General features: G+C 73.1%; 16 protein-coding genes. 6 read left to right on the top strand and 10 right to left on the bottom strand.

Annotation, left to right across the window (positions count from 1 at the left end; genetic code table 11):
- Positions 1-33: 33 nt before the first annotated feature.
- The 7 genes from murD to rsmH all read right to left on the bottom strand — a co-directional run bounded on the left by murD (position 34) and on the right by rsmH (position 9,395).
- Positions 34-1,503: a UDP-N-acetylmuramoyl-L-alanine--D-glutamate ligase gene (murD, locus tag NLX94_RS16585; RefSeq protein WP_254383548.1), complete on the bottom strand. Its 1,470-nt coding sequence runs from the start codon at positions 1,501-1,503 to the stop codon at positions 34-36.
- A complete protein-coding gene (gene mraY, locus NLX94_RS16580) occupies positions 1,485-2,555 on the bottom strand; it encodes a phospho-N-acetylmuramoyl-pentapeptide-transferase (RefSeq protein ID WP_254383546.1) in 1,071 nt (356 codons plus the stop codon). The genes murD and mraY overlap by 19 nt, the downstream gene beginning before the upstream one ends.
- Entirely contained in the window at positions 2,552-3,970 is a 1,419-nt protein-coding gene (murF, locus tag NLX94_RS16575; RefSeq protein ID WP_254383544.1) for a UDP-N-acetylmuramoyl-tripeptide--D-alanyl-D-alanine ligase, read from the bottom strand. The genes mraY and murF overlap by 4 nt, the downstream gene beginning before the upstream one ends.
- Positions 3,967-5,676: a UDP-N-acetylmuramoyl-L-alanyl-D-glutamate--2,6-diaminopimelate ligase gene (locus tag NLX94_RS16570; protein WP_254383542.1), complete on the bottom strand. Its 1,710-nt coding sequence runs from the start codon at positions 5,674-5,676 to the stop codon at positions 3,967-3,969. The genes murF and NLX94_RS16570 overlap by 4 nt, the downstream gene beginning before the upstream one ends.
- A gap of 45 nt (positions 5,677-5,721) precedes the next feature.
- Complete coding sequence (locus tag NLX94_RS16565; RefSeq protein ID WP_254383540.1) at positions 5,722-7,734, bottom strand: penicillin-binding protein 2; 2,013 nt, start codon at positions 7,732-7,734, stop codon at positions 5,722-5,724.
- Between the two features lie 198 nt (positions 7,735-7,932).
- Entirely contained in the window at positions 7,933-8,469 is a 537-nt protein-coding gene (locus tag NLX94_RS16560; protein ID WP_254383538.1) for a hypothetical protein, read from the bottom strand.
- A complete protein-coding gene (gene rsmH, locus NLX94_RS16555; protein ID WP_254383954.1) occupies positions 8,466-9,395 on the bottom strand; it encodes a 16S rRNA (cytosine(1402)-N(4))-methyltransferase RsmH in 930 nt (309 codons plus the stop codon). The genes NLX94_RS16560 and rsmH overlap by 4 nt, the downstream gene beginning before the upstream one ends.
- A 341-nt stretch (positions 9,396-9,736) precedes the next feature.
- Here rsmH and NLX94_RS16550 point away from each other — a divergent pair, with 341 nt between their 5' ends.
- The 4 genes from NLX94_RS16550 to NLX94_RS16535 all read left to right on the top strand — a co-directional run bounded on the left by NLX94_RS16550 (position 9,737) and on the right by NLX94_RS16535 (position 15,316).
- Positions 9,737-10,288: a carbonic anhydrase gene (locus tag NLX94_RS16550; protein ID WP_254383537.1), complete on the top strand. Its 552-nt coding sequence runs from the start codon at positions 9,737-9,739 to the stop codon at positions 10,286-10,288.
- Positions 10,289-10,464: 176 nt separating this feature from the next.
- Positions 10,465-11,475, top strand: a complete 1,011-nt coding sequence (locus NLX94_RS16545; RefSeq protein ID WP_254383536.1) for a MoxR family ATPase — start codon at positions 10,465-10,467, stop codon at positions 11,473-11,475.
- The gene (locus NLX94_RS16540) at positions 11,475-12,893 is read left to right on the top strand and encodes a DUF58 domain-containing protein (RefSeq protein ID WP_254383535.1); all 1,419 of its coding nucleotides are present in this window, start codon (positions 11,475-11,477) and stop codon (positions 12,891-12,893) included. Before NLX94_RS16545 ends, NLX94_RS16540 begins: the two co-directional genes overlap by 1 nt.
- A complete protein-coding gene (locus NLX94_RS16535) occupies positions 12,890-15,316 on the top strand; it encodes a DUF3488 and transglutaminase-like domain-containing protein (RefSeq protein ID WP_254383534.1) in 2,427 nt (808 codons plus the stop codon). Before NLX94_RS16540 ends, NLX94_RS16535 begins: the two co-directional genes overlap by 4 nt.
- A 353-nt stretch (positions 15,317-15,669) precedes the next feature.
- Here the strand turns inward: NLX94_RS16535 and NLX94_RS16530 are convergent, their stop codons facing one another.
- From NLX94_RS16530 to NLX94_RS16520, 3 genes are read right to left on the bottom strand one after another with little or no spacing between them, the layout of a single operon-like run.
- Positions 15,670-16,302 (bottom strand): TetR/AcrR family transcriptional regulator, encoded by a 633-nt coding sequence (locus NLX94_RS16530; RefSeq protein ID WP_302169630.1) that lies wholly within the window; start codon positions 16,300-16,302, stop codon positions 15,670-15,672.
- 36 nt (positions 16,303-16,338) lie between these two features.
- Positions 16,339-18,423, bottom strand: coding sequence for a YhgE/Pip family protein (locus tag NLX94_RS16525; RefSeq protein ID WP_254383532.1), 2,085 nt, complete (start codon positions 18,421-18,423; stop codon positions 16,339-16,341).
- A complete protein-coding gene (locus NLX94_RS16520) occupies positions 18,395-19,375 on the bottom strand; it encodes an ATP-binding cassette domain-containing protein (RefSeq protein WP_254383531.1) in 981 nt (326 codons plus the stop codon). The genes NLX94_RS16525 and NLX94_RS16520 overlap by 29 nt, the downstream gene beginning before the upstream one ends.
- Positions 19,376-19,644: 269 nt before the next feature.
- Between NLX94_RS16520 and NLX94_RS16515 the strand changes: the two genes are divergently transcribed.
- Together NLX94_RS16515 and NLX94_RS16510 are read left to right on the top strand one after the other, a co-directional pair.
- Positions 19,645-20,142, top strand: a complete 498-nt coding sequence (locus NLX94_RS16515) for an SAV_6107 family HEPN domain-containing protein (protein WP_254383529.1) — start codon at positions 19,645-19,647, stop codon at positions 20,140-20,142.
- Positions 20,143-20,211: 69 nt separating this feature from the next.
- Positions 20,212-20,970 carry a methyltransferase gene (locus NLX94_RS16510; protein WP_254383527.1) on the top strand — a complete coding sequence of 253 codons (759 nt, stop codon included), beginning with the start codon at positions 20,212-20,214 and terminating at the stop codon, positions 20,968-20,970.
- Positions 20,971-21,121: the final 151 nt, after the last annotated feature.

The following is a 21,121-nucleotide window of genomic DNA, read 5'->3' as shown; positions in this document are numbered from 1 at the left end:
GCCGGAGGGAACCTGCCCCGGGTCGGGCCGGACCTAGGCCCGCTCGGCGGCCAGTTCGCGCACCGCGTCGGCGAACGCATCCCCACGCTTGCCGTAGTTCGCGAACATGTCCATCGAGGCACAGGCCGGTGCCAGCAGGACCGTGTCGCCGGGCTCCGCGAGCCGGGCCGCTTCCCGGACCGCCGCGAGCATCGCCCCAGTGTCGGTCCGTGCGAGGTCCACGACCGGGACCTCCGGGGCGTGTCGCGCCAGTGCCTCGGCGATCAGGGCCCGGTCGGCGCCGATCAGGACGGCGCCCCGCAGCCGCTTCCCGGCCTTCTGCACGAGCTCGTCGAAGGTCGCGCCCTTGGCGAGGCCGCCGGCGATCCAGACCACCGGCTCGAAGGCCGCCAGGGAGGCTTCCGCGGCGTGGGTGTTGGTGGCCTTGGAGTCGTCGACGTAGGTGACCCCGCCCACCTCGTCCACGTGGCTGACCCGGTGGGCGTCCGGCCGGAAGTCGCGCAGTCCGTCGCGGACGGCGCGCGGCTCCACGCCGAAGGCGCGGGCCAGGGCCGCGGCCGCGAGGGCGTTGGCGATGTTGTGCGGGGCCGGCGGGTTGACGTCCGCGACCTCGGCGAGTTCCTGGGCGTTCTTCTGCCGGTTCGCCACGAAGGCCCGGTCGACGAGGATGCCGTCGACGACGCCGAACATGGAGGGGCCGGGGGCGCCGAGGGTGAAGCCGATGGCCCGGCAGCCCTCTTCGACGTCGGCCTCGACGACCAGGTCCTCGGTGGCCCTGTCCGCGGCGTTGTAGACGCACGCGACCGTGTTGCCCTCGTAGATCCGGCCCTTGTCGGCGGCGTACGCCTCCATCGAGCCGTGCCAGTCGAGGTGGTCCGGGGCCAGGTTCAGGACGGCCGCGGAGTGGGGGCGCACCGAGGGCGCCCAGTGCAGCTGGTAGCTGGAGAGCTCGACGGCGAGTACGTCGTACTGCTCCTCGCCGAGCACCACGTCGATGATCGGGGTGCCGATGTTCCCGACGGCGGCCGTCCTGAGACCGGCCGCCTTCAGGATCGAGGCGAGCATCTGGGTGGTGGTGGTCTTGCCGTTGGTCCCGGTGATCGCCAGCCACGGGGCCGGTTCCCTGCGGGGCTCGCCGGAACGGGCGGCGCGCAGGTCCTCCGCAACCTCGCGCAGCAGCCAGGCGATCTCGACGTCGCCGACCACGTCCACGCCGGCCGCGGCGGCTGCCGCGAACAGCGGGCTGTCGGGCTTCCAGCCGGGCGAGGTGACGACCAGGCCGGTCCCCTCCGGCAGGGTCTGGGCGTCGCCCAGGCGTACGGAGATGCCCGCCGCCTCCAGCTCCGCGGCCCGTGTGCGGTGGCCCTCGCTGTCGCCCCCGTCCACGACAGTGACGAGCGCACCCAGCCCGGCCAGGGCGCGCGCGGCGCTGATGCCGCTCACGCCGAGGCCGGCGACGGTGATGTTCTTGCCGTGCCAGGCGGTCACTTGTCGGCTGCCCATCCCGCGTAGAAGACTCCCAGGCCCACGATCACGCACATGCCCTGGATGATCCAGAACCGGACGACGACGAGGACCTCCGACCACCCCTTGAGTTCGAAGTGGTGCTGCAGCGGTGCCATCCGGAAGACGCGCTTGCCGGTCAGCTTGAAGGAGCCGACCTGGATGACGACCGACATGGTGATCAGGACGAAGAGGCCGCCGAGGAGCGCCATCAGGAACTCGGTGCGGGAGCAGATCGCGAGGCCGGCGAGCGCGCCGCCGAGGGCCAGCGAACCGGTGTCGCCCATGAAGATCTTGGCCGGCGAGGTGTTCCACCACAGGAAGCCGAAGCAGGCGCCCATCAGGGCGGCGGCGACGACCGCGAGGTCCAGTGGGTCGCGCACCTCGAAACAGGCGGCCGGGTTGGTCAGGGTCTGCGCGTTGGCGCAGGACTCCTGGTACTGCCAGACGCCGATGAAGGTGTAGGCGCCGAAGACCATCACGGCGGCGCCGGTGGCCAGGCCGTCCAGACCGTCGGTCAGGTTCACGCCGTTGGACATCGCCAGGATCATGAACAGGGCCCAGACCACGAACAGCACGGGGCCGATCGACCAGCCGAAGTCCGTGACGAACGACAGCTTGGTGGAGGCCGGCGCCAGTCCGCGCGCGTCCTTGAACTGCAGCGCGAGCACCGCGAAGGCGATGCCGACGATCAGCTGGCCGGCCATCTTGGCCTTGGCCCGCAGACCGAGCGAACGCTGCTTGACGATCTTGATGTAGTCGTCGAGGAAGCCGACCAGGCCCATGCCCGCCATCAGCAGGAGGACGAGCAGGCCCGAGAAGGTCGGCTGGCTTCCGGTGATCACCTTGGTGAGGGCGTACGCGATCAGCGTGGCCAGGATGAAGGAGATGCCGCCCATGGTGGGCGTGCCCTTCTTCCCGGCGTGACCGCGCGGCCCGTCGTCCCGGATGAACTGGCCGTAGCCCTTGCGGGCCAGACCCTTGATCAGCAGCGGGGTGCCGATGAGCGTGAGGAAGAGTCCGATGACTCCGGAGAACAGGATCTGCCTCATCGGCCGGCGACCTCGCCGTCGAGCAGGGCCTGCGCCACCCGCTCCAGGCCGGCTGACCTGGAAGCCTTCACCAGCACGACGTCTCCCGGGCGCAGCTCACTGCGCAACAGGTCGACCGCCGCCTGCGCGTCGGACACGAGCACCGACTCCTCACCCCACGAACCCTCGTTATATGCGCCCAGTTGCAGCCAGGAGGCTTCCCTGCCCCCGACCGCGACCAGCTTGCTCACGTTGAGCCGGACGACAAGCCGTCCGACCGCGTCGTGCTCGGCGAGCGCGTCGTCCCCGAGCTCGGCCATCGGGCCGAGCACCGCCCACGTGCGGCCCCCGTTCGCCTTGCCGGCACCGCCCATCGCGGCGAGTGCGCGCAGTGCGGCCCGCATGGACTCGGGGTTTGCGTTGTAGGCGTCGTTGACGATCGTCACGCCGTCCGCCCGCTCGGTGACCTCCATCCGCCACCGGGACAGGCTGCCCGCTCCGGAGAGCGCGGTGGCGATCTCCTGTGCTGACATGCCCAGTACGTGGGCGACGGCGGCCGCGGCGAGCGCGTTCGACACGTGGTGCTCACCGTACAGCCGCAAGGTCACGTCGCTGCACCCGGTCGGTGTTCGCAATGTGAACGAAGGCTGTCCCCTGTCCGTCATCCGGACCTCGGTGGCCCGGATGTCGGCGTCCTCGGCCTCGCCGAACAGCACCGTACGGGCCTTCGTGCGCCCGGCCATTGCACGTACCAGCAGGTCATCGGCGTTGAGGACGGCGATGCCGCCCTCCGCCTCGGACGGCAGGGCCTCGACGAGCTCGCCCTTGGCCTGCGCGATCTGCTCCCGGCCGCCGAACTCCCCGATGTGCGCGGTGCCGACGTTGAGGACCAGGCCGATCCGCGGGGGCGTCAGTCCGGTGAGGTAGGCGATGTGGCCGATGCCGCGGGCGCCCATCTCCAGGACCAGGTGCTGCGTCTCCTCGGTGACCCGCAGCGTCGTGATCGGCAGGCCGATCTCGTTGTTGAGGTTTCCGGGGGTCCACACGGTCGGCGCGTGGTGCTGCAGGACCTGGGCGATCAGGTCCTTGGTGGAGGTCTTGCCGGCGGAGCCGGTGAGGGCCACGACGTCGGTGCCCAGCCGTTCGACGACGGCGCGGGCGAGCGCGCCGAGGGCGGCCACCACGTCGGGGACGACGATGGCCGGGACGCCGACGGGACGGGTCGCGAGAACGGCCACGGCCCCGGCGGCCAGGGCGCGTTCGGCGTAGTCGTGGCCGTCGACCCGCTCCCCGACGAAGGCGGCGAACAGGCTGCCGGCCTCGACCTCGCGGGAGTCGTAGACCACGGGACCGGTGACCAGGACGGACCGGTCCGGTATGTCGTGGGGCTGCCCGCCGGTGATCTCGGCGATCTCGGCGAGGGAAAGGGCGATCACTGGTTCACCTCGGCCTGTCGGGGACGCTGGCGTGCTTGGGTCTCGATGGCCGCGCGCAGGACCGCCCGGTCGTCGAAGGGGCGGACGACACCCGCGGTGTCCTGGCCCTGCTCGTGGCCCTTGCCGGCCACCAGCACGGTGTCCCCCGGCTCGGCGCGCGCGACGGCCGCGGCGATGGCCGCCGCCCGGTCGGCGTCGACGAGCACGGCGCCGCGCTCGGCGGGCGGCACGGACACGGCCCCGCGGAACATCGCGGCGAGGATCGCCAGCGGGTCCTCGGAGCGCGGGTTGTCGGAGGTCAGTACGGCCGTGTCGGCGAACCGCGCGGCCGCCGCGCCCATCGGGGCCCGCTTGGTGGTGTCGCGGTCGCCGCCGCAGCCCAGTACGACGTGCAGCTTGCCGGTGGTGACCTCGCGCAGGGCCCGCAGGACCGATTCGACGGCGTCCGTCTTGTGCGCGTAGTCCACGACGGCCAGGTACGGCTGTCCCGCGTCGACCCGCTCCAGCCGGCCGGGAACCCCGGGGACCGCGGCAACGCCGTCGGCGGCGGTCTGCGGGTCGAGGCCGGCCACGGCGAGGGTGACGACGGCGGCCACGGTGTTGGCGACGTTGAACGGGCCGGGCAGCGGGGCCGTGGCCCGGATCCGCTCGCCCGCGGGGCCCACCAGGGTCAGCGTGGAGTCCATGTGGCGCGAGACCACGTCCTCGGCCCGCCAGTCGGCGGCCGGGTCGCCCGCGGCGGAGAAGGTGACGACCGGGATCGGCGACTCCTTGGCGAGCCGGCGGCCGTACTCGTCGTCGATGTTGATCACGCCGACGCGGGCCCGGCGCCCGGCGAAGAGCTGCGCCTTCGCCTGGAAGTAGTCCTCCATGTCGGAGTGGAACTCCATGTGCTCCGGGCTCAGGTTGTTGAAGACGGCCACGTCGAAGACGCATCCGTCGACCCGGCCGAGCACCAGGGCGTGGCTGGACACCTCCATGGCCACGGCCTCGACGCCGCGTTCGCGCATGACCGCGAAGAGCGCCTGGAGGTCGGTGGCCTCGGGGGTGGTGCGCTCGGACTTGATGGCCTCGTCCCCGATGCGCATCTCGACGGTGCCGATGAGCCCCGTCCGGCGTCCGGCTCCGCGCAGACCGCCCTCGACGAGGTACGCCGTGGTGGTCTTCCCGGAGGTGCCGGTGATGCCGATCTGGAGCAGGGCCTCGCCCGGCCAGTTGTAGACGGCGCCGGCCAGCTCTCCCATCCGGCCGCGCGGGTCGGCGACGGCGAGGACCGGGAGTCCGGTGGCCGCGGCGCGCTCCGCGCCGGCCGGGTCGGTCAGCACGGCGGCGGCGCCGAGGGCGGCCGCCTGGGCGGCGAAGTCCGCGCCGTGCAGTTTGGCGCCGGGCAGGGCCGCGTAGAGGTCTCCGGGGCGCACGGCACGGGAGTCGTGCGTGATGCCGGTGATCCGCGTCAGCGCACTGGGGGCGCCGGGAACTTCCACTCCCAGCAGCTCCGCCAGCTCACCGAGGGGGGTCGGGCGGACGGACAGGGGGCGTGGCGCTCCCGGCGGCGCTGCCGGTGCGTCGTTCTGGGTGGTTCTGGGCTGATCAGCGTGGGGCACGGCGGTGAGCGTACCGGGCCCGGCGGGCCGCTCGCGAAGCGAGGGCCCGGCCTCGGGGGCGGCGGACGCGTGGTTCCCGGATTCGGGGGTGATCGTTGTCACTGATGGTGCCTCACGCTTTTCTGGGGCGGGCCGGCCGGGTCGGGGTCACTGGCCCGGCTGCGGGCTCGGCCGGGGGCCGGGCTGCGCGCCGGGTTCGTAGGTGACCGGAAGTCCGGCGGGGGCGGTTCCGGTGGGGGCGATCTGGAGGGTCTTGAGGGCGAACTCCATGACCTTCTTGTAGATGGGCCCGCAGATCTGGCCACCGAAGTAACTGCCCTTGGTGGGGTTCTGGATGGCGCAGTACACGGTGATGCGGGGGTTGTCCGCGGGTGCGAATCCCGCGAACGAGGCGGTGTAGCCCTTGTAGCGGCCGGTGACCGGATCCACCCGGTTGGAGGTGCCGGTCTTGCCGCCGACCCGGTAGCCGGGGATGCGGGCCTTGGTGCCGGTGCCCTCCTGGTCGTCGACCACCGACTCCAGCATTTCCGCGAGGGTCTTGGCGGTCTCCTTGCTGACCACGCGGTTCTTCGCGGGCGCCGGGGCCGGGGTGAAGCGGCCGTCGGGGCCCTTGGTGCCGCGGACCAGGGTGGGGGCGATGCGGACCCCGCCGTTGGCGATGGTCGAGTACACGGAGGCCGCCTGCATGGCGTTGAGGGACAGGCCCTGGCCGAAGGGGATCGTGTACTGCTGGGAAGTGGACCACTTCTCGGGCGGGGCGAGGATGCCGCGGGACTCACCGGGGTAGTTCAGGCCGGTGGGCCGGCCGATGCCGAACTTGTCCAGGTACGAGTGCAGGACCTTGTTGGCCTCGGGCTGCGTCGGGCCGAGCTGGCCGGTGGCCAGGATGGTGCCGATGTTGGAGGACTTGGCCAGGACCCCGTTGAGGGTCAGGTACCAGGTCGGGTGGTCGATGTCGTCCTTGAAGAGCCGGTCGCCGCGGTGCAGCCGGTTGGGGACCTCGACGTGGGTGTCGGGCTGGGCCTTCTTCTCCTCCAGGACGGCCGCCATCGACATCACCTTGGCGGTGGAGCCGGGTTCGTACACGTCCTGGAGCGCGGCGTTGCCCATGGCGGCGGAGGTGGCCTTGGAGAGGTCGTTGGGGTCGAAGCCGGGGGCGTTGGCCATCGCGAGGACCTCACCGGTGGTGGTGTCCTGGACGATGACGTACCCGCGGTCGGCCTCCGACTTGGCGACCTGCTCGGTGATCGCGCTCTGCGCGGCCCACTGGATGTCGCGGTCGATCGTCAGCTCGATGTCCTCGCCGGGCACGGCGGGCTTCTCGCTGGACCCGGCGGTCGGCACGCGGCGGCCGCCCGACTGGGCGTACCTGAGCTCCCCGTCCTTGCCGGCCAGCTTCTTGTCGAGGGAGGACTCCAGACCGCCGCCGCCCTTGCCCTCGGCGTTGACGTAACCCAGTATCCCGGCGGCGAGGTCGCCGTTCGGGTACACGCGCTTGCTGCTGGGCTCGTTGAACACGCCGGCCAGGACGTTGGCGCCGGGGCCGCTGTTCCTCTTGTCCGCGGTCGCCTTCTCGGCGAAGACCTTCTTGAGGTCCTTGATCTGGTTCCAGACCTGGGGGGTCTGGCGGCGCGCGAGGACCACGTAGCGGGTGTTCTTCGTCTGCAGGCGCTCGGTGAGCTCCTTGGCGTCCTTGCCGAGGATCGGGGCGAGGAGGGCCGCGGCCTGCTCGGGGGCGTCGGGGGCCTTGCTCTCCTGCACGGTGAACATGTGCGGGTCCGCGGTGATGTCGTACGCGTCCACGCTGGTGGCCAGCGCCACGCCCTTGCGGTCGGTGATCTCCCCGCGCTCGGCGGCCAGGGTGTAGCTGGCGAAGCGGTTCTCCGAGGCCTTGGCGGAGTACGCGGACGCGTCGACGGCCTGCACCTGGAGCAGCCGTACGACGAACACCAGCATCACCACCGTCAGCCCCACGCTGACCAGCCGCAGCCGGGGCTTGGGCGAGCCGAGCCGGATCGTGTGCGGCTTCCTCGCGGGGGCGGGGCGGCGGGTCGCGGGCCTGGCCCCGCCCGGCCGGGCCGTGGCCCGCCCCCGTTCCCCGGCGGGCCGGGGCCGCCCGGGCCCGGGCACCCGCCGCCGCGGCGGCTCCTGCGGGCTCATGCGGCGACCCCCGGGGCTCCGCCCCGGACCCCGCTCCTCGAACGCCGGAGGGGCTGGATCAGCCGAAATCCAGCCTCGCCGGCGTTTGAGGCGCGGGGGTCCGGGGGCTGGCCCCCGGCAACGGGTCCGGGGCGGAGCTCCGGGGAACGGTGGAAGGGCGGGTAGGGGACCGCCCCCGCAGGGGTACGCGTCACGACGTCACCGTCCAGGGGTCTGGGAGGGCTGGGGAGCGCCGCCCGAAGGCGCGCCGGAGGGGGCCGGGGCAGCGGCCGCACCCGAGGGAGCCGGGGAACCGGCCGGAGCCGGGGAGCCGGCCGGGCTCGGGAGGGCCGCACCCGGGGAGGGCGCAACCGCCGGGGCGGACGCGGGCGGAGCCGGCGGCGCCGGGGGCGGCGGCTCCGCGGCAGGCGAGGCGGCCCCCGCGACCTTGCCGTCGGGCCCGATGAAGACCGGGCTGCCCCCGGGCACCAGACCCAGCTCGTGCGCCCGCCGCTGCAGGGCATCGGGCGCCGAGTACCCGTCCACGTCCCGCTGCAGCGCCTGCTCCTCGTCCGTGAGGGCGGTGGTCTCCCGCTTCAGCTTGCTCAGCTGGAAGGAGCCCTGGTTCAGCGCCGAGTTCAGCAGCAGCAGGCTGATCAGCCCGCCGCCGAGCAGCGCCACGACCAGCAGGACGAACGGGGTCCGCGCCGCCTGTCCGGCGACCGGCCCCCCCAGTACCCGCCCCAGGCGTTTCACAGCCGCGCCTCCCGGATGCGCTCCACTCCGCGGCAGCGGGCCGGCGCCGCGCGCCGGTTCTGCGCGATCTCCTCCTCGGTCGGCAGCTCCGCACCGCGCGTCAGCAGCTTCAGCTTCGGCTGGTACTTCTCCGGTACGACCGGCAGCCCGGGCGGGGCCGTCGAGGCCGCGCCGGCGGCGAAGACCTGCTTGACGAGGCGGTCCTCCAGCGAGTGGTACGAGAGCACCGCGATCCGGCCGCCGACCGCGATCCGGTCCACGGCGGCCGGGATGGCGCGCTCCAGCCCCGACAGCTCGCCGTTGACCTCGATGCGCAGCGCCTGGAAGGTGCGCTTGGCCGGGTTGCCGCCGGTCCGCTTCGCCGCCTGCGGCAGGGAGTCCCGGATCAGTTCGACGAGACGCGCGCTGTTGGTGAAGGGCTCCTTCTCCCGTTCGCGCACGACCGCGGACACGATCCGCTTGGCCTGCTTCTCCTCGCCGTACTGGCGCAGGATCCGGACGAGCTCGCCGGGCGCGTAGGTGTTGAGCACCTCGGCCGCGCTGATGCCCGTCGTCTGGTCCATCCGCATGTCGAGCGGGGCGTCCTGCGCGTAGGCGAAGCCGCGGTCGGCCTCGTCCAGCTGCATGGAGGAGACGCCGAGGTCGAAGAGGATGCCCTGCACGGTGGGGATGCGCAGGCCGTCGAGCACCTCGGCCAGGTCGGCGTAGATGGCGTGGACGAGGGTGACCCGGTCCCCGAAGGGCGCGAGGCGCTCCCCGGAGAGGCGCAGGGCTTCCTTGTCGCGGTCCAGGCCGATCAGGTGGGCCTCGGGGAACCGGGTGAGCAGGGCCTCGCTGTGGCCGCCGAGGCCGAGGGTGCAGTCGACGACGACGGCCCCGGGCCTCTCCAGTGCCGGGGCCAACAGGTCCAGGCACCGCTGGAGCATCACCGGGACGTGTCGGGACTCGCTAGTCAAAGCGCCCTCTCAGATAACGGCGCGGCAGGCATACGCCGCGCCGCGCACGCGGAGTGTTACCAAAGGGCCGGGCGGCCGGTCAGGGCCGGGCTCCGGCCGGTTCGCGTCACTTTAGTGCAACGGTCGCCGCGGTCAACGAACCGCCCCGCGCGCCGTGCGCCCCGCTGCGACCGAAGCCGCAAAAGCCCCGAATCACCCGGACGGCCGTGCGCTCCTCACCCCTGTGGGTTAGCTCACAACAGGATCAGGTGACCTTCTTTGTCCACCCTCACTCGATGCTCAGACGCCCTGTGACCACTAACGTCGTATCCATGACGACTTCCGCATCCCTGCCCGCCGAGTCCGACCACCTGACCCGCGAGGGCTCCGCCACCACCGACAGGCTCGTGGAACTGAACCGCGCCTACGCAGCGAAGTTCACCGACCCCGGCATGGACGCCCGCCCGGTCCTCCAGGTGGCCGTCGTGGCCTGTATGGACGCCCGCCTCGACCTGCACGCCGCCCTCGGCCTGGAGCTGGGCGACTGCCACACGATCCGCAACGCCGGCGGGGTGGTCACCGACGACACCATCCGCTCCCTCACCATCAGCCAGCGGGCGCTCGGCACCCGCACGGTGATACTCATCCACCACACCGGCTGCGGTCTCGAAAGCCTGACCGAGGACTTCCGGCACGAGCTGGAGGACGAGGTCGGCCAGCGCCCCGCCTGGGCCGTCGAGGCCTTCCGCGACGTGGACCAGGACGTCCGCCAGTCCATGCAGCGGGTCCGCACGAACCCCTTCCTCCCCCACAAGGACGATGTGCGAGGCTTCGTCTTCGACGTGCACACCGGGCTCCTGCGGGAGATCGATCCCACCTCTTGAGTGACACCAGGGCCAAGCGCCGTCAAGAATGCGGGGAGACGTCACCCGGAAGAACCCTTCCGGGCCGGTGATCGCGTTTCGACGTTCTTGATTGCTCGCGGTTTCTGAGGTGTTTCGGGGTGGGCCGGTCATGCGCCATGGGGCGCCGGCCCTGGGAAAGGGTCGAGGAGAACCAGGTGACCACGTATGACGACCGAGCGAGCCTCGCGGATCTGACCAGCACGGCGCAGCAGGTACGGGAATCGATCGAAAGCGTGATCGAAGGCAAGCCGGAGGTGGTCCGGCTCGCGCTGACCGTCCTGCTCGCCGAGGGCCACCTGCTGATCGAGGACGTGCCCGGCGTCGGCAAGACGATGCTGGCCAAGGCCCTCGCCAAGTCCATCGACTGCTCGGTCCAGCGGATCCAGTTCACCCCGGACCTGCTGCCCTCGGACATCACCGGCGTGAGCATCTACGACCAGCAGCGCCGGGAGTTCGAGTTCAAGCCGGGCGCGATCTTCGCGCAGATCGTCATCGGCGACGAGATCAACCGCGCCTCCCCCAAGACCCAGTCCGCGCTGCTGGAGTCGATGGAGGAGCGCCAGGTCACCATCGACGGCACCACCTACACGCTGCCGAGCCCCTTCATGGTGGTCGCCACCCAGAACCCGGTGGAGATGGAGGGCACCTACCCGCTCCCCGAGGCCCAGCGCGACCGCTTCATGGCCCGGGTCTCGGTGGGCTACCCCAGCCCCGACGCCGAGCTGCGGATGCTCGACGTGCACGGCGGGCTCTCCCCGCTCGACGACCTGACGTCCGTCGCGCACGCCCACGACATCGTCAAGCTCATCGAAGCGGTCCGCGAGGTGTACGTGGCCGCCCCCGTGCGGCGCTACGTCGTCGACCTGGTCTCCGCCACCCGCGGCCACCCGGACCTGCGCCTGGGCGCCTCGCCCCGCGCCACCCTGCACCTGCTGCGGGCCGTGAAGGCCTCCGCCGCCCTGGCCGGGCGGGACTACGTCCTGCCCGACGACGTCCAGGCCCTGGCCGGACCGGTGCTCGCGCACCGGCTGCTGCCCACCGCGCAGGCCCAGCTGAGCCGGCGCACCGCCGAGCAGGTCGTCGCCGACATCCTCCAGCGCACGCCCGTACCGGCCGCCCCCTCGCACGGCGAGATCCCGCCCGGCGCGGGCATCCGGGGCTTCTGATGAGCGCCGGCGCCCCGCACGACGCGGGCGGCCGGGGACCGCAGACCGCCGGGAGCGCCGCCGGGCTGCGCGCCTCGCTGTCCGGGCTGACCACCCGGGGCCGGTCCTTCCTGGCCGCCGGGATCGCCGCCGGGCTGTGCGCGTACGTCCTCGGCCAGTCCGAGCTGCTCCGGGTCGGACTGCTGCTCGCCGTGCTGCCGCTGCTCTGCGTCCTGGCCCTGCACCGCACCCGCCACCGGGTCTCCGGCAACCGGAGGCTGACCCCGATGCGGGTGCCCGCCGGCTCCGAGGCCCGGGTGCAGCTGCGGCTCGACAACACCTCCCGGATGCCGACCGGCCTGCTGATGCTCCAGGACCGGGTGCCGTACGTGCTGGGGCCGCGGCCGCGCTTCGTGCTGGACCGGGTGGAGCCGGGCGGCCGCCGCGAGGTGTCCTACCGGGTCCGCTCCGACCTGCGCGGGCGCTACCCGCTGGGCCCCCTCCAGCTGCGGCTCACCGACCCCTTCGGGCTGGTCGAGCTGACCCGCTCCTTCTCCGCCTACGACACCCTCACCGTGATCCCGCGCACCGAGGCCCTGCCCCTGGTGCGCTTCACCGGTGAGTCATCCGGCTACGGCGACGGCAGCCGCCGCTCGCTGGCCCTGGCGGGCGAGGACGACGTGATCCCGCGCGGCTACCGGCGCGGCGACGACCTGCGCCGCGTGCACTGGCGCTCCACCGCCCGCTACGGCGAGCTGATGGTGCGCCGCGAGGAGCAGCCGCAGCGCAGCCGGGCCACCGTGCTGCTGGACACCCGGCGCCTGGCCTACGAGGGCGCCGGCCCCGACTCGGCCTTCGAATGGGCCGTCTCCGCCGCCGCCTCGGCCCTGGTGCACCTCCTGGAGCAGGGCTTCTCGGTGCGGCTGCTGACCGACACCGGGGACTGCGTGCCCCGCGAGGGCGGCGGCTTCACCGCCGGCGGCCAGGAGTCCGCGGAGGCGGCGGGGCTGATGATGGACACGCTCGCGGTGGTCGGCCACTCCGACGGCGCGGGCCTCTCGCGGGCCTGCGACGCGGTGCGCAGCAACGGCGCCGGCAGTGGTTTCGGCGGAGCGGGCGGTGACGGGCTCCTCATCGCCTTCTTCGGAGACCTGGACGACGTACAGACGGGACTGGCGGCGAAGATGTGCCGGCGCGGCGGGGGCGCCGTGGCGTTCGTCCTGGACTCCGCGGAGTGGTCGGGCCGGCCCCAGGGGCTGGCTTCGGTGATGTCGCAGGGGCTGCCTCCGCTGGAGGAGCGCCTGGCCGGGCTGCGCGACGCGGGCTGGACGGCGCTGGCCGCCCCGCCCGGGACGCCCTTCGGGGAACTGTGGCGGCAGGCGGGGAACGCACCGATCGGAACGGCGGGCGGTTCGGGTTCGGCGGGGGGCTGGGGATGAGCGGACGGGCGAGACTGACGGTCTTCGCGGCTCTGGCGACGCTGTTCACCGCCTGGTCGCTGAACCCGCTGGTGGAATCGGGCAGCTGGCTGCCGCAGGCGGCGGCGCTGCTGGCGCTGCAGAGCGCGGTGGGCGCGGGGGCACGGCGGGTGCCGCTGGCCCGGACGCTGACCGTGGCGGCGCAGCTCCTCGTGTCCCTGCTGGCGCTGATGCTGCTGTTCGGCGGGAAGATGCAGTCCGCCGCCGGCGACGGGCTGTTCGACTATCTCGTGACGGACTTCGGCGCGCTGTTCCGCCAGGGCGTGCAGGACGTGAACGAGTTCTCGATGCCGGCCCCGCTGACGGACGGGATCCGGCTGCTGCTGGTCTCCGGCGTGCTGCTGATCGGGCTGCTGGTGGACCTGCTGGCGGTGACCGTACGCACGGCCGCCGCGGCCGGGCTCCCGCTGCTCGCGCTGTACTCGGTGGCGGCGGGCCTGTCGGGCGCGGCCGCCGGCTCCGGCGGATCCTCCTGGGTCTCCTTCCTGCTGGCCGGCTGCGGCTACCTGCTCCTCCTCCTGGCCGAGGGCCGCGACCGGCTCGCCCAGTGGGGCCGGGTCTTCGGCGCGGCCCCTCGGGGCCAGGTGGCGGCCGGGTACGCGGGCGGCGGGCAGGCGGTGGCCCCGGTGCGCACCGGGCGGCGGATCGGCGCGGTCGCGCTGGGTCTGGCCCTGGTGGTACCGGCGGTGCTGCCCTCGCTGGGCAGCGGAGTCCTGGGCAACGGCGGCGGAGCCGGCGAGGGCGAGGGCAACGGCCTCGGCCCCTCGATCCAGGCGGTCAACCCGCTGGTCTCCCTGCAGAGCAGCCTGAACACCCAGGACAACCGGGTGGTGCTGCGGTACCGCACGAACAGCCCGCAGCTCAGCGAGCAGTACCTGCGGATCCTCGCGCTGGACGAGTTCAACGGCATCAAGTGGGAGGCGTCGGGGCGGGCCCTGACGGACGTCCCGAAGCGGATGCCGAACCCGCCCGGGGTGAGCGACAGCGTCCTGAACGGCGCGACCGAGGTGGAGACCTTCATCTCCTCGGCGCAGACGTACGCGCAGCGCTACCTGCCGATGCCGTACCCGGCGACGGGCGTGGACATCCCCGGGAAGTGGCGGTTCGAGCCGGCCGGGCGGACCCTCGTCGGGGACCAGCTGGGCAAGGACCGGTTCCAGAACGCCCAGGGGGTGCAGTACTCCGTGCGGAGCCTGCTGCTGAACCCGACGGCGGAGCAGCTGCGCAAGGCGCCCGCGCCGAATCCGGAGATCGCGGCCGAGTACACGAAGGTGCCGGACAACCTGCCGCCGGTCGTCGCCCAGACGGCCCGCGAGGTGACCAACGGCGCGAAGGACGACTACACGGCGGCGGTCAAGCTCCAGGAGTACTTCGCGGTGAGCGGCGGGTTCCGCTACGACACCAAGGTCTCCTCCGGTACGGGTTCGCAGGCCATCGCCAAGTTCCTCGCCGACAAGGAGGGCTTCTGCGTCCACTTCGCCTTCTCGATGGCCTCCATGGCGCGCACGCTCGGGATCCCGGCGCGGGTCGCGGTCGGCTTCACGCCCGGGGTGAAGCAGGCCGACGGGATCGTCAACGTCTCCATGCGGGACGCGCACGCCTGGCCCGAGCTGTACTTCGAGGGCGTGGGCTGGACCCGCTTCGAGCCGACGCCCCGGTCGGGCATCACCGTCCCGGACTACAGCCGGCCCGCCACCCCGCAGACCCAGCCGAGCGCGCCCACGGCGGCCCCCTCCGCGAGTGCGGCGCAGCCCTCGGCCGGGCCCTCGACGGCGGACGACTGCCCGCCGGAACTGAAGAGGCTGGGCGAGTGCGGTCCGGCCGCGGGGCAGCAGAGCACGGGCGCGGGCGGCGACGGCACCTCGGCTGCGGCGGTGCTCGCCTGGACGGCCGCCGGCATCCTGCTCCTCTCCCTCCCCTTGCTCCCGTTCCTGTGGCGCGGGCGGCTGCGGGCGCGGCGGCTCGGCTCCGGGCGGGTGCTGGCCGCCTGGCGGGAACTGCGCGACGCGGCGTGGGACGTCGGGATCGTCCCGGACGAGGCGCTGTCGCCGCGGGGGGCGGCGGACCGGGTGGTGTCCCTGGGCGGGCTCGATGCGGGGGCGGCCGATGCCGTACGCCGGGTCGCGGGCGCGGTGGAGCGGGAGCTATACGCTCCGCCGGGCGCGGAGCCGTCCTACGGGGAGCTGGCCCAGGACGTCCTCCTGGCCCGGGCGGGGCTGCTCTCCGGGGTGTCCCGCGGGGCGCGGCTGCGTGCGCTGCTCTTCCCCCGCTCGGCGGCCCGGGTCGCCTGGGCGGCCTCGGCCCGGTGGTCGGCCCTGACCGACCGCGTGGCTGCCGCCACGGCCCGCCTCCGTACCCGCATCCCGCTGCGCGGCCGCGGCTGACGGCGGGGCCGGGCCCTGCGGGGCACTCGCAGCCGGGGCCGCGCACCGGATCCGGGCCCGGAACGGGGAAAGGGCCGAGGCCGGGGCTCGATCCCCCCGAGCCCCGGCCTCAGCCGTGTTCCCACCCCGTCGGCCAGAGAGACCCGATCCGCACCTGCCGCCCCGTGTCGGCGGTGCGAGCCGGGTCCCTGTCCGTTGCCCCCAGTCTGGCGTGCCAGCAACCCGCACCCCATCCGCGCAGATACTCATTTCCGCGACTAGGTACGGATACTCACCCGCCCCACCAGTTCTACGCGGCCCCGCCACCCCCGCGGCACCGCCGATCGGGGGTCACCCCCGACAGACAGCCACCGTCAGCGGTTCCCGCTCACCCGCCCCCGCAGCAGCAGCGACAACGCCGAGTGCACGTCGTCGAGCGACCGCTCGCTCTGGAACGACTGCCAGTCCAGCGCCGCGACCAGCACCATCCCCACCAGCGCCGCAGCCGTCAGCGGCACGTCGATCTCCGCGCTGAGCTCCCCCCGTTCCACACCTTCCCGCAGCACCGTCTCGACGACGGCGACCGCCTCCCGCCGGACGACCATCAGCGTGGACTGCCAGGTCCGGTTGGTGCGCCACAGCTCGGCGACGTAGAGCTGGGTGAAGGCGGGGTACCGGTCGATGAAGACCAGTCCGGCCCGGATCATCTCGTCGAGCGCCTCGACCCTGGTCCCGCCACTGGCCTCGGTGGATTCCGCGGCCGTCCGCAGGGAGGCGGTCAGGAGTCCGACCCCGTGCCGCAGCAGCTCCTCGAAGAGGTCGTTCTTGCTGGCGAAGTTGTAGTAGACGGTGCCCTTCGCCACGCCCGCCCGTTCCGCGATCTCCTCGACCGTGGTCGCGGAGAACCCCTGCTCCGCTATGAGGGTGACGGCTGCTTCGTAGAGCTTCTGCCGTGTGGCCTGGCGGCGTCCGCCGCCCGTGGCCGTACCGGTGCTGCTGCTGTCCATGGCGCTGATTGTCACAGGTCAACTTGTCCCATCGGGCTACAGGCTCAGTTCCGGGCGCAGCCGGTCCATCGTCCACACCTGCTTGCCGCGGGCGGCGAGCGCGGTGAGGGCGAGAGCCCCCGCCGTGAAGGCGGTGAGGACGGCGAAGCCCTGCCAGACCGGGGCGAGATCGCCGCCGGTGATGAGCCGGCGCAGGCTCTCGACCACGTACGACATCGGCAGGTAGGGGTGGATGGCGTTGAAGAAGCCGGGGCTGGTCTGGACGGGGTAGGTGCCGCCCGCGGAGGTCAGCTGGAGCATCAGGACGGCCAGGACCAGGATCCGTCCGGCGGCGCCGAACTTGGCGTTGAGCCACTGGACGATCGCGGCGAAGCAGGCGGTGACCAGCATCAGGAAGCCGACGGTGAGGGCCGGCCGGGCCATCTGCAGGCCGAGTCCCCAGTGCAGTACGGACATCAGTGCGCCCACCTGCGCGGCGCCGATCCCCACCACGGGCAGCCAGCCCGCGAAGGCGATCCGCCAGGGCGAGGCTCCGGCGGCGAGCGCGCGCCGGTTCAGCGGTGCGATCAGCATGTAGGCGACCATCGCGCCGACCCAGAGGGAGAGCGGGATGAAGTACGGGGCGAAGCCGGTGCCGTAGTTGGGCGCCTTGTGCAGGGACTGGTTGGCGAGCCGGACCGGGTCGGCCATGACCTCGGTGCGGGCTTCGCGCTGCTGCTGGTCGTAGGCCGGGATCTGTCCGGCGCCGTCGTGCAGGCCGCCGGCGAGTTCGCCGTTGCCGTCGACGAGCTTGACGAGGCCGCCGTCGAGGTCGTGCGCGCCGGCGCCGAGCTTGCCGACGCCCGCACCGAGTTCGCCGGAGCCCTGGGTGGCCGAGCCGATGCCGGTGTGCAGCCGGACCATGCCGTCGGCGACCTTGTGGGCGCCGTCGTTGAGGGCGTTCACCTGGGTGACCGCCCCTTCGAGGTCCGCGGAGAGGCCCGGGGCCTTCGTGACGAGGAGGCGGGCTTCGCGCTCCAGGTCGGTGAGCTGCTGGCGGAGGGTGGCGAGGTCGCCGTTCGCGTTCTTGAGCAGGGTGTCCACGTCACCGGCGAGCTCGGCGGCTTCGGCGGCGTCCTCCTTGAGCCGCTTCAGCTGCGGGCAGGTTTCGGGGAGCGGCTGGGCGCCGGTGGTGCAGGTCTTCGCGTAGACCTCGGCGGCGCCGGTGGAGACGCGCTGGGTGACGGTGGCGGCCGCCGGGGCCGCCTTGGCGAAGGCTTCGAGGTGCTTGTTGACGACCTTGGCGGTGTCGGCGACGAGTTCGGCGCTGTCCGCGAGGCTCTTGGGGTCCTTGAGGAAGGGGCGGGCCTTGTCGGCGACGCCGCCGACCACGTCGGCGAGCCGCTGGGTGCCGGCCGCGATGTCCTTCGTCCCCGTCTCCAGCTGTCCGGCGGCGCCGTTCAGCTTCTTCAGGCCGCCGGTGAGCTCGCCGTTCTTCTCCTTCGCCGTGTCCAGGCCGTCGGCCAGGTCCTTGGCGCCCTTCTGGGCCTTGCCCGCCCCGTCCGTGAGCTTGTCGGCTCCGTCGGCGGCCTGGGCGGTCTTGTCGTGGAGGTCGGAGAAGTTGACGAAGATCTTGTCGAGGAAGCCGCGGGAGGCGTTGGTGGACGCCGCCGAGCGGACCTCGGCGAAGACGGTGCGCGAGATCGAGCCGACGATGTAGTTGTTCGCGTCGTTGGTGCGGACCTGGAGGGCTCCGGTGGCGGGGTCGGCTCCGGAACTGGAGGCGATCTTCTCGCTGAAGTCGGTGGGCATGGTGAGGGAGAGGTAGTAGGTGCCGTTCTCCAGCCCCTTGGCGGCCTCCTTCTCGCTCACCTCGCGCCAGTCGAAGGTCTTGCTGTCGTGCAGCTTGCGGGTGATCTCGCCGCCGGCGTCGATCTGCTTGCCGTCGACGGTGGCGCCCTTGTCGGAGTTGACGAGGGCGACCGGCACCTTGTCGAGGCGGCTGTAGGGGTCCCAGAAGGACCACAGGTACAGGGCTCCGTAGAGCAGCGGCAGCAGGAGCAGCGCGACGAGGGCGGCCCGGGGCAGCTTCCCCCGCCCGAACCGCTTCAGCTCAAGCGCGGCCAGCTTCGGCGAGCGCATCGTCGTCCCCCTTCGTGTCGGGCGTGTGGTGCGGGTCGGGCTCGGCGGTCGGGCCGGGCTCGGCCGGTTCGGCGGTCGTGTCGGGCTCGGCGGCCGCGGCGCCCTCGGAGTCCTGCGGGGTGGCGGTCCGCGTGCCCCAGGTGATCTTGGAGTCCAGGGGCCGGGGTACGACCGCTGCGCCCGCGGCAGATCCCCCGGCCGGAGCGGCGGCGGGCTCGGCGGCCGGTTCCGCGGCCGGTTCCGCGGCGGGCTCCGCCGCCGGGCCGGTGCGCAGGACCGTCGCGTCGGCCGGGGCTTCGCTGCACACCGCGAGGACGGTGGTCCCGCGGGCCGCGAGGGAGCGCAGCAGGTCCCAGGCCTCGGCGCGTTCGGCGTCCGAGAGCTTGAGGTCCAGGTCGTCCAGGGCCAGCAGGCGCGGCGAGCCGAGCAGCGCCATGGCCACCGACAGCCGTACGGACTCCAGCCGTTCCAGGTCCCGTACGGAGGTGCGCGGACCCTTCGGCAGGGTGCCGAGGTCGAGTCCGGCGGCGGCCAGCGCGGCGTCGATGCGGGCCGCGGCGGAGGCGCGCCGCTCGCCGCGCGGGCGGAGCAGGGCGCGCACGGGGCCGTCGTAGCGGCGCTGGAGCAGGGCGCCCTCGCGCAGCTGCTCGGCGACGGTGAGGGCCTGATCGAGGTCGTTGACCCCGGGTACCGGGCCGAGGGCGGCGATGCGGCGGACCGCGGCCATCTTCTTCGGCAGCCGGTGGCGGCCGATCTCGGCGTGGCCCTCGGTGGCCTTCATCCGGCCGGTGAGGGCGAGGAGCAGGCAGGTCCGCCCGCTGCCGGAGGGGCCTTCGACCGCGATGAGCGAGCCGGGCGCCGCGTCGATCCCGATCCCCCGGAACACCCAGCCGCGCGGGCCCTTGACTCCGAAGTCCTCGGCTCTGACGGCCGCGCCGTGCGGGCTGTCCACGCCCTCCCCCTCCTTTTGAACTGACCGGTCAGTTCAAAAACTAGCATCCCCTGCGGCATCCGCTGCGCACCGGGCGGCAGTTGCCCGGCCAAGGCCCCGGGACCGGGGGCGAAACCGCAGGTCAGCGCGATTGTCAGTGGGGGCCGTCACGATGGGGGACGTAAGAACAGCACGCAGGAACGGCACGCAGGTACAGCCCGCAGGAACAGCGCAACTCGTAGGAGCTCCACCAGGCAGCGCGCAGCGCACGCAACGACAGGAGGTTCGTCATGGCCACACCGTCCCCGTCCCCTGTCCACCCCGTCCCCCGGAAGTCGGCGGCACCCCCCGCCGCCCTCGATCTGCTCGCCAAGGCCCACGAGGGCCTGGCCGAAGCCGCCCGGCTGACCCGGCCCAACGAGCGGTACGCCACCGCCCATCTCGCCGCGCTGCGCACCGCAGCGGCCGTGCTCGCCGCGCGCGGGCGGCCCGAACCGGTGCACCCCCGGCGCAGGCCGCGGATCCGCAGCGCGTGGGAGGTGCTCCCGGAGATAGCGCCCGAACTGACCGAGTGGAGCGCGCTCTTCGCCTCCGGCGCGGCACGCCGGGCGCGGGCGGAGGCCGGCATAGCGGGAGCGGCCACCGGCCGGGACGCGGACGATCTGGTGCGTGCCGTCGCGATGTTCCTGCGCCTGGTGGAGCGGATGCTCTCGCTCCGTCCGCTGACGCCGACCGGCTCGGCCCAGAGCCTGCCGCTGCCTCGTACGGAGCGTCCGGACGCGGGATGACCTGCCCGGCAGCGCGAGGCAATAGGGTGGGCAGCGACCGCTCACCAACGCGCCGAGGAGCCATCAGCCGTGTCGGACACTTCCCGCCCCCGCGCCTCTCTCCGCACCGCCGTGGTGTGGGAGGTCCTCAAGGAGGCGCTCGACCGCCGGGTGAAGGCGACCGGGCGGGACGTGCTGGACGTGGTGGACACGGGTGGCGGTACGGGCAAGTTCGCCGTGCCGGTGGCCCGCCTCGGCCACCGGGTCACCGTGGTCGACCCGAGCCCCAACGCCCTGTTCGGGCTGGAGCGCCGGGTCGCCGAGGCCGGCGTGGCCGATCTGGTCCGCGGGGTGCAGGGCGACGCGCAGGGTCTGCTCGATGTCGTCGAGCGCGATTCCTACGACGTGGTGATCTGCCACGGCGTGCTGGAGTACGTGGACGACCCGGCCGAGGGCGTGGCCAACGCGGTGGCCGCCCTGCGCCCCGGCGGCGTCCTCAGCCTGCTCGGCGCCGGGCTCGGCGGGGCCGTCCTGGCCCGCGCCCTGGCCGGGCACTTCACGGAGGCCCGTACGGCCCTGACCGACCCGGCCGGCCGCTGGGGCGCGGGCGATCCGGTACCGCGCCGCTTCACGGCCGAGCAGCTCTCCGCCCTGGTCTCCGACGCCGGTCTGGCCGTGGGCGCGGTGCACGGGGTCCGGATCTTCGCCGACCTCGTCCCGGGCGTCCTGGTCGACACCGAGCCGGGCGCCGTCGAGGCCCTGATGCGACTGGAGGAGGCCGCCGCCGAGCTTCCCGCGTTCCACGCGGTCGCCACGCAGCTGCACGTCCTGGGCGAGAAGCCCGCCTGATCTGCGGAGCTTGCGGGAACGCGGTGCGCCACTCACCCTCCGAACCGGCGTCGTGACCCGTATGATCGGGGTCAGCGCCCGGCATGCCGAGCGGACCTCTGGGGAATAACGCCCTCAGTGGGCCGTTCATGACGGCGCTGAGCATTCCCCA

Origin of the sequence: Streptomyces sp. TBY4, from assembly GCF_024213195.1 — a bacterium.
GTDB lineage: Bacteria > Actinomycetota > Actinomycetes > Streptomycetales > Streptomycetaceae > Streptomyces.
The sequence above is the reverse complement of the archived record's forward strand: the minus strand, read 5'-3'. Positions and strand labels throughout refer to the sequence as shown.

Bases quoted from the DNA above. Each gene is read 5' to 3' on its own strand.
- NLX94_RS16540 (WP_254383535.1), top strand. From the start codon at position 11,475: ATGAGCGCCGGCGCCCCGCACGACGCGGGCGGCCGGGGACCGCAGACC.
- NLX94_RS16530 (WP_302169630.1), bottom strand. From the start codon at position 16,302: ATGGACAGCAGCAGCACCGGTACGGCCACGGGCGGCGGACGCCGCCAG.
- NLX94_RS16515 (WP_254383529.1), top strand. From the start codon at position 19,645: ATGGCCACACCGTCCCCGTCCCCTGTCCACCCCGTCCCCCGGAAGTCG.
- rsmH (WP_254383954.1), bottom strand. From the start codon at position 9,395: ATGCTCCAGCGGTGCCTGGACCTGTTGGCCCCGGCACTGGAGAGGCCC.
- NLX94_RS16525 (WP_254383532.1), bottom strand. From the start codon at position 18,423: ATGCGCTCGCCGAAGCTGGCCGCGCTTGAGCTGAAGCGGTTCGGGCGG.
- NLX94_RS16550 (WP_254383537.1), top strand. From the start codon at position 9,737: ATGACGACTTCCGCATCCCTGCCCGCCGAGTCCGACCACCTGACCCGC.
- NLX94_RS16565 (WP_254383540.1), bottom strand. From the start codon at position 7,734: ATGAGCCCGCAGGAGCCGCCGCGGCGGCGGGTGCCCGGGCCCGGGCGG.
- mraY (WP_254383546.1), bottom strand. From the start codon at position 2,555: ATGAGGCAGATCCTGTTCTCCGGAGTCATCGGACTCTTCCTCACGCTC.
- NLX94_RS16535 (WP_254383534.1), top strand. From the start codon at position 12,890: ATGAGCGGACGGGCGAGACTGACGGTCTTCGCGGCTCTGGCGACGCTG.
- murD (WP_254383548.1), bottom strand. From the start codon at position 1,503: ATGGGCAGCCGACAAGTGACCGCCTGGCACGGCAAGAACATCACCGTC.